The organism is Pedobacter zeaxanthinifaciens, from assembly GCF_003313335.1.
Taxonomy (GTDB): domain Bacteria; phylum Bacteroidota; class Bacteroidia; order Sphingobacteriales; family Sphingobacteriaceae; genus Pedobacter; species Pedobacter zeaxanthinifaciens.
The window spans coordinates 1-16,968 of the sequence record NZ_QMHP01000019.1 but is presented as its reverse complement, the minus strand read 5'-3'; the positions used below and the strand labels follow the sequence as shown (position 1 = coordinate 16,968).

Here is a 16,968-nt window from a genome sequence, read left to right as displayed (position 1 = left end):
TGTATCTATGAGCAATTTTCCAGGGCATACACATCCACAGAGCGGATGAAGAACGACCTGATCAGGGTAGATAGTTCCATGGTCAGCGAAAGTGTCGGTAAGCTCATGGAAGGGATGGATAACAAAAGTGGCAAAAAGGCTGTAAAATACAGTATTGCCTTTGACGGTGTTTTGCCATGCCATTCCACTGTGTTCACCAGTGCCGGCTATTGTAGCGAAGATAGTGCGTTGCCCGAAGTTGTCAGGGAACATGTAAAAAAAGAAACGGGCCATCACAATATCTATGTGATGGATAGGGGGCTACAGTCAACTAGGACAATAGCTTCTTTCAGCAAAGAGAAGGTAACCTTCATCTGCAGGTCAAAGGAAAACAGGAAACTGGTTGAACTAGGCTCGTTCATTACCGAGGGAATGGAACTCGACCTGGGAGAATCCGTACTGATCAGCGACCGTGAGGTCCAGCTCTACACCGGGATCCCAATTAGTGGCAAAAGTGGTAAAAAATATTATCGTGAAGAACTGGTAGAAACCCATTTTAGGATGGTGGTAATTAAGGGCAAAGACGAAAGCCAAAAGGAATATTGGTTATTGACCAATGACTTCCAAAGCTCGGCAGGGGAAATTTCTAGGGCATACAGAAGACGTTGGGACATAGAGGTCTTTTTCCGTTTCCTCAAACAGGAACTCAATGTTAGCCACCTTGTTTCGCTCAATAAGAATGGGATACAGGTAGTGCTGTACATGACACTGATTGTTGCAATGATGCTGCTGATGTATAAAAAAGCTAACAGAATCGGTTACAAGACTGCTAAAAGGCGTTTCGCCATGGAGGTTAGAGACCTAACGATTGCTATGATCGTTGTGCAATGCGGTGGAGATCCGGGCCTATTTTTTAAAACATAAAAAAGGTCGGAATTTCTTCCGACCATGACTGCCCCATAAGGCGTCTTTTTTTTTGCAAAAAAAAGGGTGCCCAAACGCTAGGCACCCTTTCAATAGGTTATGCTAATAAGACTACAACTAAGTTATATCCATTTTAAATAGCGGAGAAACATCAGATGCACTTGATGCACTAGTGTTCAAATCTTTGATTAAGCCAGTTTTTAAACTGTAAACCCAAGCATGAACGCCTATCTCCTGCCCAGCAGCCCAGGCATTTTGCACAATTGATGTACTCATCACATTTTTAGCGCCATGAATAGCATTCAATTCTACCATTCTATCAAATTTTTGCTGAGGATCTTGGATTTTCGCAACTTCTTGTTCATTGGCATGGTAAATATCCTTAATATTTCTTAGCCAATTATCAATTAAGCCAACTTGTTTGTTGCCCATTGCCGCGTTTACGCCTCCACAACCATAGTGGCCGCAAACAATAATATGTTTCACCTTTAATACATTTACCGAATAATCCAGCACACTTAACAAGCTCATATCGTTATGCGTTACCACATTGGCAATGTTACGGTGTACAAAAATATCGCCGGGCATGGTATTGGTAATCTGGTTAGCCGGCACACGACTATCAGAACAGCCAATCCATAAAATTGGAGGGGTTTGACCTGCCGCTAGCTCATCGAAAAAGTTGGGATCTACTTTCAGTGTTTCAGCTACCCAAGTTTTGTTGCCTTCCAATAAACTTTCGTAAGTTATTTTATCTTGATTTGATGACATATGCTATTATAAAAAAATTACAACCAACTTACAACGCCAGTTTCTACATTATAATTGGCGCCTACTATCATAATTTTTCCATCTTTTTCCATTTGATTTAAAGTGCTGCTCTGCTTACGAATATCTGCTATTGTTTGCTTTACATTCTGCACATTTAACCTTTCCAACAAATCATCATTTTGAGAAGATCGCTCTTCCCCCTCTTTGATTACCTCATCAATAATCGGATTAAAATGATCCACTAAATGTGTAAGATTGTCCATTCCCATGCCACGAATTGCTGCTGCATCTAAGCCTCCTTTCAAAGCGCCGCATTTTGAGTGCCCTAAAACAACGATTAATTTAGACCCCGCTACGTTGCAGCCAAACTCCATAGAACCTAAAATATCTTGGTTTGCAAAATTTCCAGCTATTCTTACGCTAAAGATATCTCCCAATCCCTGATCAAAAATCAATTCTGCAGAAGTACGGCTATCTATACAACTTAATATTACTGCAAACGGCCATTGCCCTGCCCTTGTGTCATTCACTTGAGCCAATAAATCCCTGTTGGCTTTCAAATTTTGCACAAATCTGTCATTACCTTCTTTTAATATTTGTAGCGCTTTCTCAGGAGTGATGGTAGCCTGAGTTTCTGATGTATGTGCTTTCATTATTTTAATTTTTAATTTTGATCAATAATTTTTGTGTTCAATTTAGGAATCGAATAACTCTTTTTAATATTTTCCAAAGTTACAATTATCCCTTTAGTGTAGGCATTATGCTTATAATTATAGATGGCTTCTAGCACATCTGGATCAATGTATCTAGAGTTAGAGCCATCAATGATCACGTTGGTTTCATCAGGAATTTTGGATAACAACACCTGAATAGAAGCTTTGTTTAAAAATGACACTTCTTCGGCCAATTTAATCCTAATATTTTTCTTATTTCCTTCTTCCTGCACTCTGTAAAAGAATGGATTACGCATGTTTGTTCTTAACAAGTAGAAGATAGAAACCGCCATACCAATACCCACACCTTTCAATAAGTCTATACCAACTACACCAACAACGGTTACTACAAATGGAATAAATTGATCCCAACCTTTGCGGTACATGTGTTTAAATAAAGATATCCTTGCCAATTTATATCCTGTCACCAATAAAATGGCTGCTAAACAAGATAGCGGAATCATATTAATGAGCGATGGGATAAACAACAACGATAGTAATAACAATAAGCCGTGTACGATAGCTGAAACTTTGGTACGTCCGCCGGCATTTACATTTGCCGAGCTACGCACAATTACAGCTGTCATAGGCAAACCACCAAGCATACCGCTGGCAATATTACCTAAACCTTGAGCTAAAAGTTCTCTATTTGTTGGGGTTACACGTTTCAGCGGATCTATTTTATCCACAGCCTCAACGCTTAGTAAAGTCTCTAAACTGGCAACCACGCCAATAGTTAATGCTACCATTAATACTTTCGGATTTAAAAACGCTGAAAAGTTAGGCGTGGTAAATAATCCAAAAAACTCAGAAGCACTGTTAACCACTGGTATTTTTACCATTTGGCTTTCCTTAAGTGCACCAGCAGATCCATTAAATACAATGGCGCCAAAAATACCAACTATTACCACTACAAGTGGCGCCGGAACAACTGCTAATTTCTTAAATTTAGGCCAAAACACTAGTATAAGAATAGATACAACACTTATTACAATGGCAGCAAGTGTAAAATGCTGCATTGCGTTTCCAAGCGCTGAAAAGGTATTTTCTCCATCAGTTTGGAAGAAACTTTCGTCGCCGAAAAAGTCACTATCCACCCCCAAGGCGTGAGGCAATTGCTTCATGATCAACAAAATACCAATACCTGCTAGCATCCCTTCAATTACACTGGAAGGAAAATAATTGCCGATGGTACCTGCTTTAATAACACCAAGTAATAACTGGAAAACACCAGCTAACACCACTGCCATTAAAAACGTCTGATAATCTCCTAAGCTGGTGATTGATGCTAATACAATAGTAGTTAAACCTGCCGCCGGGCCGCTTACACTAAGCTGCGAACCACTAATGGCGCCAACTACCACTCCCCCAATAATGCCAGTTAATAAACCAGCGAACAAAGGCGCTCCTGAAGCTAGCGCAATACCCAAACATAAGGGTAACGCCACTAGGAACACCACAATACTTGAAGGCAAATCCGCTTTAAGGTTTTTCGCCTGCAAATATCTACCTATTCCACCTCCTACCGAGGCCGAATTTGAATTTTTCATAATATAAATTTATTTCTAAAGTTTTGATGTTGTTAAAAATTGTGGGTCTAGTGGGCCACAATTGCGAGAAAAACTTAAGAAAAATTAGGAGGGGGCGTTGGAACAGAGGGATGATACGGATCTACATAGCGCCTAGAGTGTTCAATAAAACTACTTGGCACGCCGCAATCCAAATCTAAATGCACATAAGTGAGCTCATATTTATGAAACATCAACTTATAGTCCAGATATTTTACTGTCGATTTTCCGCTTTCATCTGCACTGTTTTCATTTTCCAGCTGCATGATTACAGAAACCATAAAATCATCGTCCAAGTGTTTTAAAAATAAAGGCGCAGCAGAAATAACCATTTTGCTGGCAAAAATGCCCAAAAAAGCTATCGCTAATAAAAACCTATATTTCCTTAACACCATATAAACGAAATGTTATTTTGCTATTTACCAAAAGTAACGTTCAAAAGTTGAATATCAAATTTAATTACGTAATATGTTTGCAATAGTAGCTTGCGCTTTTTTTTACGCTCCAGCTTCCTTAAGTCAATAAAATAAATGTATAATTTGAAGTTTTATTTGTTTTAAGATTTATTTTTGCTGTACTTTTAGCATCAATGAGAACTTTACTAGTTGTTATATTTCTTTCAGTTTCGCTGGTTGCAGCGGCGCAAAACAACAACGCTCCCTCCTCTTACGACCCACACGACATTAAAATTACTGGCTATCTGCAAACTCAATTTCAAGTTGCTCAATCGCCTGGTATTTATTCATGGTCTGGCGGCGATTTCAGCGAACATTCAAGCAGTCGATTTATGCTACGCCGAGGACGTTTAAAGGTAGATAGGGTAGATAAATTTTCGTCTGTTGTTTTTCAGTTGGATGGCACTCAGGATGGTTTGAGGATTATGGATGCCTTTATACAATTCCACAGTCCCGAAAATAAATCGTTGAAGTTTACGGCAGGTTTGTTTAACCGACCTTTTGGTTACTCAATAGTTTATTCTTCAGGGTATCGGGATTTTCCTGAACGAGCCAGGGTGTTCCAAACCTTAATGCCTCGTGAGCGAGATTTAGGTGCAATGCTATCTTATAAACCCACTAAAAAATTTTCTTTTATTACCGCAGAAATAGCGGTAGTTAATGGTAGCGGATTAAGCGCTCGAGATTACGATTCGAACAAAGATATCATAGGCAACCTCAGCTTCAATTTTGACAGCTTGGCTAGTAAAAAGCTACACCTTGGATTTGGCGGCTCAATTTACAAAGGAACCGTTAGAAGTAATACCACTACCATTTATCAGCCGAAAGACAATGGTTTTGCCATGGTTTTAGATCCAAATAATGAAAACTATAATTTCAGGAGAGATTACTACGGAGCCAACCTTCAAGTAGATTACAAAAATACATTTGGAGCTACTTCGTTTAAAACAGAATATATTCAAGGCACTCAACCTGGCGTAGCGGCATCTTCAAGCGTTTCTGGCTTAGCGGCTAGTACAAGTTTTGCTACGCAGCCCACAGGAAATTTATACTTACGTAATTTTAACGGTTACTTTTTTTGGCTAACACAACAAATAGCAGACACCAAGTTAACCGCAATTATTGGGTACGATGTTTATGACCCTAATACCGATATTGATGAAGTAGAGATAGGAAAAGCTGGAACAAACACCACTGCTGGAGACATTAAATTCAGCACATTAGGTTACGGATTTACTTACAATTTGAACACTCGATTAAAGTTGACCGTGTACAATGAACATGTAAAAAACAATGCAACGCAATTGAACAATTACCAAAGTGATGTTAAAGACAACGTTTTCACAACACGTTTACAATACAGATGGTAATTTGGAATTACGATTTAGATTAACAAATTACGACTTGTCACGAAATCGAAAATTAATTCTTCAATTGCTGAATTTAGCTATTGTTGCTAACTTGTCTATCCAGTTTTTTTCGAACTTTCAGACTTTCAGACTTTCGGACTTTCGGACTTTCGGACTTTCGAACCAAACCATTGAACCAGTAAAACCAAAGATATGAACAACAAAATCGAGATACTAAAAGAAAAGATACAAAAAGCTCATTTAGGAGGCGGACAAGCTCGTATTGATAGTCAGCATAAAAAAGGAAAGCTAACTGCTCGTGAACGTATTCATTTTTTACTTGATGAAGGTAGTTTCGAAGAAATTGGAATGATGGTTACCCATCGAAGTACCGATTTCGGTATGGAAAATGAAAAGTATTTAGGCGATGGTGTGGTTACGGGCTATGGTACCGTTAATGGACGCTTAACCTACGTATTTTCGCAAGATTTTACCGTTTTCGGTGGTTCGCTATCTGAAACGCATGCTGAAAAAATATGCAAAATCATGGATATGGCCATGAAAAATGGGGCACCAATTATTGGCTTGAATGATAGTGGCGGTGCTCGTATCCAGGAAGGCGTGGTATCTTTAGGCGGTTATGCCGATATTTTTTATCGCAACGTACAAGCTTCCGGCGTAATTCCACAAATATCTGCTATCATGGGCCCTTGTGCCGGTGGCGCAGTGTACTCGCCTGCAATTACCGATTTCATTTTAATGGTAGAAAATACCTCATATATGTTCGTAACGGGACCAAACGTGGTTAAAACCGTTACCCACGAAGAGGTAAGTTCAGAGGAATTGGGCGGTGCAAGTACTCACGCAACCAAATCAGGTGTAACGCATTTTGCCTGTGCCAACGAAATTGAAGCCATTAACCAGCTGAAAAAGATTTTAAGCTACGTACCTCAAAATTGTGAAGACAGTGCCCCTGCACAACCCTACGATATCGGGAACGAGGAAAGACCATCGTTAAACGATATTCTTCCTTCCAACGCAAACCAGCCTTACGACATTAGGGAGGTAATTACCCAAGTTGCCGATGAGGAATCGTTTTTAGAAGTACATGCTGCTTATGCTGAAAATATTGTAGTTGGATTTGCCCGATTGGCTGGCCGTAGCATTGGTGTAGTAGCCAATCAGCCAGCTTATTTAGCCGGTGTGTTAGATAACAATGCTTCAGTAAAAGCTGCTCGTTTTGTGCGTTTTTGCGATTGTTTCAATATTCCGCTACTAGTTTTTGAAGATGTACCGGGCTTTTTACCAGGCACTGATCAAGAGTGGAATGGCATTATCACCAATGGAGCAAAATTATTATATGCCTTTAGTGAGGCAACGGTACCTCGTATTACTGTAATTACCAGAAAAGCTTACGGAGGCGCTTATGATGTGATGAACTCGAAGCATATCGGCGCAGATATGAATTACGCTTGGCCAAGTGCCGAAATTGCGGTAATGGGAGCCAAAGGAGCAGCGGAAATTATCTTCAAGAGAGAAATCAGCAATGCTGAAAACCCAGAAGAGAAATGGCTAGAAAAAGAAAAACTATATTCAGATATTTTTGCCAACCCATACCGAGCAGCGGAACGTGGCTTTGTAGATGAAGTAATTGAACCTGCTAAAACCAGAGAAAAATTAATTAAAGCTTTTAAAATGCTAGAAAACAAAGTGGTGAATATGCCTAGAAAAAAACATGGTAACATTCCGCTTTAGGAAATTAAAATGCAAAACATACTTAAAAGAAGCGATGTGATTTTGATGGCCTTTTGTACAGGCCTAATCGTAGCAAATATTTACTATTGCCAACCACTGGTTATATTAATTGCGAAGGATTTCAAACTAAGTGAAAGCGATGCGGGCAGTATTACTTTTTTAACACAAGCTGGTTACGCCATCGGCTTATTTCTTTTGGTGCCATTGGGCGATATGTTTGAAAAGAAAAAGCAAATTCTGTTCACTACGGCCTTGGCGATAGTTGCATTAATTATTGCTGGTTTCTCTAAAAGCTTCTTTTTATTGGAATTGGCCAGTGTGCTCATTGGCGCCTGTTCTATTGTACCACAGTTGATTTTACCGTTAACTGCATCTTTAAGTAATGATGAAAACCGCGGTGCAAATATTGGAATAGTGATGAGCGGCTTATTGGTTGGAATTTTAGCTTCCAGAGCGGTAAGCGGCGTAATAGGCGATTTGTTAGGCTGGCGTGCCGTTTTCTTGATTGCAGCGGCAATATGCACCTTGCTTATTTTTTTAATGGCCATTCGCTTTCCAAAAAATCTCCCTACGTTTAAAGGAACCTATAACGAATTGATGAGATCGATGTTTGGCTATATCAAAACTCAGCCCGTACTGAGGGAAGCATCCTTAATCAACTTCTTCGCCTTTATTGTAATTATGGGATTTTGGACTACCATGGTGCTTTACCTGGCAAATCCACCTCATCAATTCAGCACCTATCAAATTGGGTTATTTGGCATTGCCGGTGCGGCGGGTGCATTAGCTGCACCTTTAGTTGGCAAGTTAAGTGGCGGTAACAATCCACGTAAAAATTTAATGATTGGATTTATTTTAGAACTGATTAGCGTAGCACTTTTCTACTTTACCGGCCATAATGTTTTTCTATTTGTAGTTGGAATTATCTTGATAGATATTGGCCAACAGGCTATTCACGTAACTAATCAAACCAGAATTTACACGCTGGTTCCAGAAGCTCGTAACCGCCTTAACACCATTTTCATGTCAGTAAGTTTTGTAGGCGCCGCCTGCGGATCAGCACTTGGCCTTTGGTTATGGAGCTTAGGTGGTTGGACCATATTTTGTATTGGCGTTACTGCCATCATCTTATTAAATATGCTGATTTATCAATTTTACAGCAGAAAGGTTCAAGCTTGAGCAATCCTTCAATAGAACAAATTTTTCCTGCACTTACCTGGCGCATCAGGCAGTTGGCCATGTATCCTGAAAAGGAAATTACAGATATGGAACTTGCCGAAGATTGGGACGGGATGCATTTTGGCCTCTACTACGAGCATGAGCTTACCGCGGTGGTGTCTTTATTTATCAGTGGTACAACTGCCCAGTTCAGAAAAATGGCCGTTTTACCAAGCGACCAACGTAAGGGGTTTGGTTTCCAATTGCTCAGCTATGTAATTAATTATTGCAAAGAGCAGGGTATACAGTTGTTATGGTGCAATGCCCGTGTTGATGCAGCGGAGTTTTATAAAAAATTTGGTTTCATCAACATCGGCGAGCCTTATTTACGAAACCAAATTGCCTATATCAAAATGGAACTTATTTTTTAGGCAGTGCCCTATTTAAATCCATTACAGGCGTTAACCCTTCAGATGGTACATAAATAATTTGCGGTAAGCTACCTTTATCCGCTAATTTCTCTAGCGTTCTTATAAACAAATATTGGTTATACGTAGGCGATAAAGTTCCGTTTTCCACTTTCATTGCTTCGGCCATTCCCTTAGCTCTCTCAATTTCTGCAGCGGCATTTAACTTCTCTGCTTCTAGTCTTGCTTTTGCTTCTTCCACCAAAATTCTACGGTTTTGTTCTGCCTTCGCCATTTCGGCCTTACCTGCCATTTCCTGTTGCCATACATTGTAGCGTGGCAAACCCCACATCAATGCAATAATTACAATAAGCACAAAAAGTGCTGCAGGAATGAAAATTTTAATTGCGTTCATAAATGATATTTTTTACAGTTTTTTGGAATATACTGATTTCCTGTCAAAATTCTATAAATGGGTTTTAAATGATGCCGTTAAATTGTACATTTACCATCATACATAAATAAAACTATGGCAAAAAAGAAAGACGAAAATAAAAAACACGTGCCTGTAGTTACCAAAAAATCACTACAGTTTTTCGAAAAATATATCAATAATGCAGCTCCTACTGGCTACGAATGGGAAGGTCAAAAACTTTGGTTAGATTACCTTAAACCTTACGTAGACGAAACTTTTGTTGACAACTACGGCACTGCTGTAGGTGTAATTAACCCTAAAGCAGATTATAAGGTGGTTATTGAAGCACATGCCGATGAAATTTCTTGGTATGTAAATTACATCACTAATGACGGATTGATTTATGTAATTCGTAACGGTGGTTCCGATCATCAAATAGCACCTTCAAAAAGAGTAAATATCCATACCGAGAACGGTTTTGTAAAAGCTGTTTTTGGTTGGCCTGCCATACACACTCGTCATGGCGAAAAAGAACAAGCTCCTGAATTGAAAAACATTTTCTTAGACTGCGGATGCACCAGTAAAGAAGAAGTAGAAGCCCTGGGCATTCATGTAGGTTGTGTAATTACTTACGAAGATGAGTTTATGGTATTGAACGATCGCTATTACGTTGGCCGTGCTTTAGATAACCGTGCTGGTGGATTTATGATTGCTGAAGTAGCCCGTTTACTAAAAGAGAACAAGAAAAAACTACCTTTCGGCTTATACATTGTAAACTCTGTACAGGAAGAAATTGGCTTACGAGGTGCCGAAATGATTGCTCATCGCATTAAACCTAATGTAGCTATCGTTACCGATGTAACTCACGATACCACTACGCCAATGATCAATAAAATTACGCAAGGCGATTTATCTGCAGGTAAAGGTCCAGTGGTTTCGTACGCTCCGGCTGTACAAACCAACCTTAATAAACTATTGATAAAAACTGCAGAAAAAGCGGGTATCCCGTTCCAACGTCAGGCTTCGTCGCGTTCAACAGGAACTGATACCGATGCTTTTGCTTATTCAAATGGCGGCGTACCTTCGGCATTGATTTCTTTACCGTTGCGCTACATGCACACCACCGTAGAAATGGTACACAAAGAAGATGTGGACAATGTAATCAGCTTAATTTACGAAAGCTTATTGGCCATTAAAAACGGACAGGATTTTAGAGAGTTTAAGTAATAGACACTGTCATTTCGACGATAGGAGAAATCTGCAAGTAGTAGTAGTAAAAGCTACAAACTTGCAGATTTCTTTCTTTTCAATTTATTTTAGAAAAGCAAATCACAGTTACTATGCTAGCCAGCCCCGCTTTTCGCTAAAATCTTTTTGCCATTTATAGTGCTCAAACTTTGTAAGTTTAAAAACTTACAAAGTTGAAAAAATGTGCAACAAAAAGTATTTCCGCTCCAATCGGGTTTAGTTTACTTAGGCTTCTGCCAGGAAACCACCAATAGCCCCTCAATTTGCCAAATAGACCTGATTGAACGAAAAGCCCGCAAGCGAGTGTAACTAGTGCGGACTTGAAGTGAAAGCAGGACTTTCTGAAGTGTAATGCTACAGTTCCTGCTCTTCAAATAATTTCATCCATTATTATTTCGAAATACAGGCAACTGCTAATAAAAACTACCGTCGCCCCTACGCATAATTTGTCGGCCATTGCGCCCTTTTGCACCGGTCCATTTCTGCAAACGGACGTTTGCTCTTAGCATAAAATACCTGCTCAGCGCATTGGTACGAGTTTCTGTTTTCACCAAATCGGTTACGTTGAGGTTAACAAAATTGTTTTGCTGCAAAATATCAAAGGCTTGGAAAGTGATAGATGCCCTACGCTTCCAAAATTCTTTTTGCAAATAAGCATTGATTACCAACGGATTACTTGTAATATTGGCATTAATACCGCTTACAAAATTTTTGCTTCCGTTGTAACCTATAATCAACGATTGCCATAAGTAGAAGCGACCATCGATATTTAGCGCCAACGTTTTGGTATTAATCACGTTTGGACTAATGGTATTTTCGCTTTTGGTGATATTATACGAAACATTCGGATTAACCTCCAACCACTCGTTTGGCGTAATACGCGGACCAAAACGCTCAGTAATATTCCAAGTACGTGTAATGCTTTCAATGTTATTACTCATGGATACGCCGTGGTTGTAGCTTACATTACCACTTAAAGAGAGGTTATATTTTCGATCATTTAATTGCTTGCTAACAGAATAATTTCCACCTAGGCGATAACCACCATTCATATTCACGTATCGCGTTTCGTTACGTAAAAGCTGATTATTGTTATTGAATATTTGCACTATGTTACTTACCACCGCATTATCAATTAACGTTCCGTTGGCGTTTACCGAATAGTTTAATTTGTGGTTTGCAATGTAATTATTGTAATTTAAATTCAAGCTATGGTTAAAAGTAACTTTCAAATCGGGGTTACCTACAATGGTATTTTGCGGGTTTGAAACATCTCTAACAGGCTGTATCTGATCAAAACTAGGTTCTTTAGCACTGCCAGAGTAATTTGCCTGCAAGCTATGTGTTTTAGAAAACTGATATTGAAACCTCGCTATTGGAATTAAATTAAAACTATTACGATTGGTGGTTGTTCCCAAACTCACTTTTGTGCCACTTAAAACGGCGGGCACTCCAGTAACCCCTAAAGAGAACCTCACCTTCGAAGTATTTGACAAACCGTATCGATAATTTAATGCAATACGGGCTTGAGTAAACGAATAATCGTAAATATTGCTTAAGGAATCAACTACACTCCTATTTTCAGAAGCATCAATGTTGCTTGTTATCGCCCGGTTGTCGTAACCATTGTAGTTGAGTTGGGCATTAAATTCAATTTGACTGTTAGCGGCTATGGGTTCAACATAGGTGAAACTGCCTCGGTAATTAGAAGTGAGATTTCTCCGTTCTATTAAGCGATGTACCAACGAGTCTGGCTCATTAATATTATCTTTATAAAACTTGGTGTTACGTTCCTGATCAGATTCTTGATTAGACGTGTTGAAGTTAAACTGTATTGAAAAATTTCGTCGTGGTTTATTAAAAATATGCTGATAAAACACTGTTGCGCCAATATTTGGACGTGTGTTTTTACCCATGTTAATACCTAACTGGTTTTGCGTAATTAAAGCCCCCGACTGACCTATACTGGAATTACTATTGCTGTTGCTAGATGAAAGGGTAATTTCTGGTGTAATCCTCAAAAAGTTATTGCTGTCAATATCGGCTTCCAACTCGAAGTTAAAGTTGTGATTTTTAGTATTGTTATCTCGCTCGCTCTCATTGGTAGAAAAAATGGTACCGTTAGTGGTATAAATTTCAGATATACTGCTGTTTAGAGAATTCACATTGCTATAGTTGTAACGATAGTTGGTGTTAATACGTACTTTTTTTCCAATTTGATCTCGATAGGAAAATGCAGATGCGCCACTGTTGGTGGTACCTCCGCTGCCGCTGTTAGAGTTAGCGTTGTTTCCTCCACCGGTGTTATTCCCACCTCTTCCCGCTCCGCCACCTCCGTTATTGCCACCATTTCCTCTGTTACCGCCACCTCCGTTTGCATTACCACCACTATCGCCCGTTAAAGCACCTGTATTTGCAACACCATTTACTGTATTGTTCAAACGTAAGTTCAACGACAGGTTTTGATTTCCATTCAGCCGGGTACCAAAAAGCGAGCTTTCATATCGCTCGTTACTACCAGCGCCAGCATTAATATTTGCAGAGTTTCCAACCGACTTATCTGTTCTGGTTACAATGTTCAATATTTTCTCTGGATCGCCATCTTTAATCCCTGTCCTCGCGGCTTGGTCTCCGTAATCATCTACAATTTGTATCTTATCTACAATTTCTGCGGGCAAATTTTGGATAGCTGCAGCTACATCGCCACCAGCGTAAGTTTTTCCGTTGATTTTTGCTTTAGTGATGTTATTTCCTTGATGAATAAGTGTCCCATCATTACCTACCTCCATACCTTCCATTTTCTTCAACAGCTCATCAACCGTAGCATTTTCTCTTACTATATAATCACTCGCTTTATATTCTACCGTATCAGTTTTATAGGTAATAGATGGCGTCCCATTAACCACTACCTCATTCAGCGTATTAGCCATCGGCTGCAGTACAATCGGATCCATTACAATTCTTGGCACAGCATCGTTCTGCTTGTATTTGTTAACTTGCTGCTTATAACCCATCATTGTAAAGCTCATGGTATAAGTAGCTTGCTTTACATTTTTAAATACAAATATACCATCGGAGTTACTGCTGGTAATTAAGGTGTCTTTTTCCGAAGTAAGCCTTACAGTAACCCCTGGCACACCTAAATCAGTTGAATCTTTTACTATTCCGCTTATCTCCCTTAGGGCTAATGGCGGCGGCACATTTTTGCCTCGAGCTGGAACTTGTGCATAAATTGAATGGCAACAACTTATTACTATCGCTAAAGAAAATGCTAAAAATAATGATAGCTTTTTTGCTCGACTATTTCTTTTTATCATTACTTCTGCACAATATATTTTCCCCAAAAATCTGTCGCTACCATTAAATCCTGTTGCGCAGCGTTACCGTTGCCGCCAAAGCCCCCTCGATTGTTACCTCCGCCAAAACCTCCAGCATTCGGACGAACAGCGAAATTACCGCCCTGCCTTCCATTTAATTTAATTTGGTAAGCGATTTCCTTTTTGTCATCTATATTGATCCCAAGTACAGTTAAAGGGATGGCTATCTCACAGAAATATGCTTTTTGATCATCCATTTTCGCTACAGCTTTAATTCCATATTCGTTATAAATTGAAATCAATGAGTCTGGAATTTGAGTAAAGCCTTTTACCTTAATTTCTTTGATTGCAGCTAACTGTGTTTTACGTTGTTCGTAAGCTAACGAATCACGCTGAGCTTCAGTCTGATCGTTTCTGTTCATACGCATACCTTGCTGACCTTGTCTATTGCCAGCACCAGCTCCTGGTCTATTAGCATTATTTCTAGCGATTAACGGATAAGTAATCGTGAAAGCTTCTTCTTCTCTTTTTTTACCTTTGGTATTGATACTAAAAGAAATACCACCTGCAAATATTTTTGTAATTGTTTCACTAGTAGCCGCTCTTAGTGCGATATATAGATTTTTTTCATCGTTCGCCATGGTGTAGAAAACACCAGTTCGTTTGTTATCAGCAGAAAAATTATTCCATTCAAGATTACGTCCATCAATTCTTAGTGTTTTGGGAGCTGAAATACTTCCATTTTGAATATCTGGCAGTTTTTGTGCAGAACTACAGAGATTTCCTAATAGCATTATTAGGAAAAAAGCGTAAAATAGTTTCATATTGTATTGGTTTACATTTGTTGTGTAATAAGCATAGACATGATAAAGCGCAAAAGGATTAAAAAAAATAAACACAAAAAAAATCCCCAGTTAAAACTGAGGATTTTAGTTGATTAATTTATTTAGTGGACGAAGCCTTGTAAGTTTCTGCTAATTTAAGTGCATTATAGGCGTTTACTATCCCACCACTTGCACATAACTCAGAGAAATTAACTCTAACCGTTTCCTCTTTATCATTTACATATTTAACTTTTCTGTTTACTTTAGTTACCGATTTCATGATGATATCTTTAACATCTGTAGCAGACAACTCTGGGTAATAACTTAATATCAATGCCGCTAATCCAGAAACTACTGGAGCTGCCATACTAGTCCCATCAAATTCTTCGTAGTTATTGTTTGGTGTTGTTGAATTGATCATAAAACCTGGAGCAAAAACATCTACGTTATATTTTCCATAATTGGAGAAAGAAGCCTTTAAGTTGTCGTCATCTTTATAAGCACTTGCTCCTACGGTAATCCAGTTCTTCGCATGCGGAAGTTGATATTTTGCACTATCCAATGGAGCAGGTTTAGCAAAAGGATCACGTCGCGGCATACCTGCAGGACCGCCATTCATAGCATTAGCTGGAGGTGGCGTAAACGGTTTCAGTTCAGGTTTTTTATGTTTTCTGGTATATTCATCTGCCTCCGGGCTGTCATAATACTTAGTAGGATAGTTTTCAGCAATGTCCACATTCTGGTTATCATTACCGGCCGCATGAACTAACAGTACCCCTTTTGATTCCGCATATTTGATGGCCTCATCTACTACTTTCTTATCCCATTTATAGCCTTTTCCGAAGCTCATATTCACCACTCTAGCGCCATTATCAACAGCATATCTAATCCCATTAGCTACATCCTTATCTCGCTCATCACCCTGCGGAACCACTCTAATAGTCATAATACTGATATTGTTAGCTACTCCTTTAACACCAATTTCATTTTGTCTGTTAGCACCTATGATGCCCGAAACGTGGCTACCATGGTCAGCATCGGGACCAATAACATCATTATTACCATAATTTCGTTCATTGGAATTATCATAATTATCCCCAACTAATTCAGCCCTTGCATCATAATTCTCATTAAGATTATAGCGCAACATCTGATCTAATTCCTTGTATCCCTTTTCTATAGTTTTATAAAACTTCTCTATACTTCCTTCGTCCTTTGATCCTTTTCTTACAATCTTCTTAATGTAACTGTCCATTTCCTCATCCGACTTATACTTCTCAATATCGTCCAACGAAGGAATTTTCTTGTCATTAAGATAGGCTACTGAATCCATCATTTTTTTAATGGCGATATAAATAGGAAACGCAGAACTTGCTTCATCGTATCGTTTACCAAAATCAGACACCACTCTTTTGTATAATGCATATTCTTCCTTTTCGGCACTATCCAAAACCGTAGTTCTAATAACAGATCTATATTTTGGTTCGAACTTTCGCTTGATTCTAACCATTTCCAAATTGTCAAACTCTAAGTTTTTACCCTTAGACCCTATGAAATTCCAACCGTGGACATCATCAACATATCCATTACCATCATCATCAATACCATTTCCAGGGATTTCCTTTTTATTTGTCCAAAGTACATCTTTTAAATCTTCATGTTTGATATCTGTACCACCATCAATTACGGCTACAATGATCCTTTCTTTGGCTTTCTTATTACTCAACAACTCTTTGTAAGCTTTCTCTGTACTGATACCAAAATAACCGTCAGTAGTTAGATCAAGATTAAACCAGTTAGGAGGAAGCTTTACATTTTTGTCCTGAGCGTATAATCCACTCATTGAAAACGCAAAAAGAATTATAGGAATTATTTTCTTGAAGATATTCATACTCACAATGCTAAAATTTCAATATACGAAAATAACCATTTAAAAAAATAGCCGTTGTAACAATAAGAAAACTTTAACAAAAATTAACGGAAAATAAGGAGTTGATATAATTTTCCCGTTCTTGTTTTCGGGGCGGGCCCGGCACGATAGTCCGGAGCGGCGGGGGGGCCTGCGCAGGATCCCGTCCAATGTGC

General features: G+C 38.9%; 14 protein-coding genes. 6 read left to right on the top strand and 8 right to left on the bottom strand.

Annotated elements, in window-relative coordinates; all coding sequences use genetic code 11:
* Positions 1-903: transposase (locus tag DUT68_RS18195; RefSeq protein WP_157960920.1), on the top strand; the 903-nt coding region annotated here is incomplete at its 5' end.
* A gap of 117 nt (positions 904-1,020) precedes the next feature.
* Here DUT68_RS18195 and DUT68_RS18190 read toward each other — a convergent pair.
* The 4 genes from DUT68_RS18190 to DUT68_RS18175 form a co-directional block, all read right to left on the bottom strand.
* Positions 1,021-1,674, bottom strand: coding sequence for a carbonic anhydrase (locus tag DUT68_RS18190; protein WP_113639663.1), 654 nt, complete (start codon positions 1,672-1,674; stop codon positions 1,021-1,023).
* Positions 1,675-1,691: 17 nt separating this feature from the next.
* Positions 1,692-2,327 (bottom strand): carbonic anhydrase, encoded by a 636-nt coding sequence (locus tag DUT68_RS18185; protein WP_113639662.1) that lies wholly within the window; start codon positions 2,325-2,327, stop codon positions 1,692-1,694.
* A gap of 11 nt (positions 2,328-2,338) precedes the next feature.
* Entirely contained in the window at positions 2,339-3,937 is a 1,599-nt protein-coding gene (locus DUT68_RS18180) for a SulP family inorganic anion transporter (RefSeq protein WP_113639661.1), read from the bottom strand.
* A gap of 74 nt (positions 3,938-4,011) precedes the next feature.
* Positions 4,012-4,350 (bottom strand): hypothetical protein, encoded by a 339-nt coding sequence (locus DUT68_RS18175; RefSeq protein ID WP_113639660.1) that lies wholly within the window; start codon positions 4,348-4,350, stop codon positions 4,012-4,014.
* Between the two features lie 194 nt (positions 4,351-4,544).
* On the opposite strand from DUT68_RS18175, the gene DUT68_RS18170 reads away from it, so the two are divergent.
* From DUT68_RS18170 to DUT68_RS18155, 4 genes are all read left to right on the top strand, one after another.
* On the top strand, positions 4,545-5,780 hold the full coding sequence (locus DUT68_RS18170) for a porin (protein WP_113639659.1): 1,236 nt from the start codon (positions 4,545-4,547) through the stop codon (positions 5,778-5,780).
* A 192-nt stretch (positions 5,781-5,972) separates the two neighbouring features.
* Positions 5,973-7,514 (top strand): acyl-CoA carboxylase subunit beta, encoded by a 1,542-nt coding sequence (locus tag DUT68_RS18165; protein ID WP_113639658.1) that lies wholly within the window; start codon positions 5,973-5,975, stop codon positions 7,512-7,514.
* A gap of 9 nt (positions 7,515-7,523) precedes the next feature.
* The gene (locus DUT68_RS18160; protein WP_237088380.1) at positions 7,524-8,693 is read left to right on the top strand and encodes an MFS transporter; all 1,170 of its coding nucleotides are present in this window, start codon (positions 7,524-7,526) and stop codon (positions 8,691-8,693) included.
* Entirely contained in the window at positions 8,690-9,103 is a 414-nt protein-coding gene (locus DUT68_RS18155; protein WP_157960919.1) for a GNAT family N-acetyltransferase, read from the top strand. The genes DUT68_RS18160 and DUT68_RS18155 overlap by 4 nt, the downstream gene beginning before the upstream one ends.
* Here the strand turns inward: DUT68_RS18155 and DUT68_RS18150 are convergent.
* Positions 9,093-9,494 carry an SPFH domain-containing protein gene (locus DUT68_RS18150; RefSeq protein ID WP_113639656.1) on the bottom strand — a complete coding sequence of 134 codons (402 nt, stop codon included), beginning with the start codon at positions 9,492-9,494 and terminating at the stop codon, positions 9,093-9,095. The two genes, DUT68_RS18155 and DUT68_RS18150, sit on opposite strands and share 11 nt — an antisense overlap.
* Positions 9,495-9,608: 114 nt before the next feature.
* Between DUT68_RS18150 and DUT68_RS18145 the strand changes: the two genes are divergently transcribed.
* The gene (locus DUT68_RS18145; protein WP_113639655.1) at positions 9,609-10,721 is read left to right on the top strand and encodes a M42 family metallopeptidase; all 1,113 of its coding nucleotides are present in this window, start codon (positions 9,609-9,611) and stop codon (positions 10,719-10,721) included.
* 434 nt (positions 10,722-11,155) lie between these two features.
* On the opposite strand, the gene DUT68_RS18140 is transcribed toward DUT68_RS18145, so the two are convergent.
* The 3 genes from DUT68_RS18140 to DUT68_RS18130 all read right to left on the bottom strand — a co-directional run bounded on the left by DUT68_RS18140 (position 11,156) and on the right by DUT68_RS18130 (position 16,726).
* Positions 11,156-14,059, bottom strand: coding sequence for an outer membrane beta-barrel protein (locus DUT68_RS18140; protein ID WP_113639654.1), 2,904 nt, complete (start codon positions 14,057-14,059; stop codon positions 11,156-11,158).
* Positions 14,059-14,883, bottom strand: coding sequence for a hypothetical protein (locus DUT68_RS18135; RefSeq protein ID WP_113639664.1), 825 nt, complete (start codon positions 14,881-14,883; stop codon positions 14,059-14,061). Before DUT68_RS18135 ends, DUT68_RS18140 begins: the two co-directional genes overlap by 1 nt.
* Positions 14,884-15,001: 118 nt before the next feature.
* The gene (locus DUT68_RS18130; protein ID WP_237088379.1) at positions 15,002-16,726 is read right to left on the bottom strand and encodes a S8 family peptidase; all 1,725 of its coding nucleotides are present in this window, start codon (positions 16,724-16,726) and stop codon (positions 15,002-15,004) included.
* Positions 16,727-16,968 lie beyond the last annotated feature (242 nt).

Coding starts and splice junctions, on each gene's coding strand:
- DUT68_RS18190 (WP_113639663.1), bottom strand. CDS start 1,674: ATGTCATCAAATCAAGATAAAATAACTTACGAAAGTTTATTGGAAGGC.
- DUT68_RS18185 (WP_113639662.1), bottom strand. CDS start 2,327: ATGAAAGCACATACATCAGAAACTCAGGCTACCATCACTCCTGAGAAA.
- DUT68_RS18180 (WP_113639661.1), bottom strand. CDS start 3,937: ATGAAAAATTCAAATTCGGCCTCGGTAGGAGGTGGAATAGGTAGATAT.
- DUT68_RS18175 (WP_113639660.1), bottom strand. CDS start 4,350: ATGGTGTTAAGGAAATATAGGTTTTTATTAGCGATAGCTTTTTTGGGC.
- DUT68_RS18170 (WP_113639659.1), top strand. CDS start 4,545: ATGAGAACTTTACTAGTTGTTATATTTCTTTCAGTTTCGCTGGTTGCA.
- DUT68_RS18165 (WP_113639658.1), top strand. CDS start 5,973: ATGAACAACAAAATCGAGATACTAAAAGAAAAGATACAAAAAGCTCAT.
- DUT68_RS18160 (WP_237088380.1), top strand. CDS start 7,524: ATGCAAAACATACTTAAAAGAAGCGATGTGATTTTGATGGCCTTTTGT.
- DUT68_RS18150 (WP_113639656.1), bottom strand. CDS start 9,494: ATGAACGCAATTAAAATTTTCATTCCTGCAGCACTTTTTGTGCTTATT.
- DUT68_RS18145 (WP_113639655.1), top strand. CDS start 9,609: ATGGCAAAAAAGAAAGACGAAAATAAAAAACACGTGCCTGTAGTTACC.
- DUT68_RS18140 (WP_113639654.1), bottom strand. CDS start 14,059: ATGATAAAAAGAAATAGTCGAGCAAAAAAGCTATCATTATTTTTAGCA.
- DUT68_RS18135 (WP_113639664.1), bottom strand. CDS start 14,883: ATGAAACTATTTTACGCTTTTTTCCTAATAATGCTATTAGGAAATCTC.
- DUT68_RS18130 (WP_237088379.1), bottom strand. CDS start 16,726: ATGAGTGGATTATACGCTCAGGACAAAAATGTAAAGCTTCCTCCTAAC.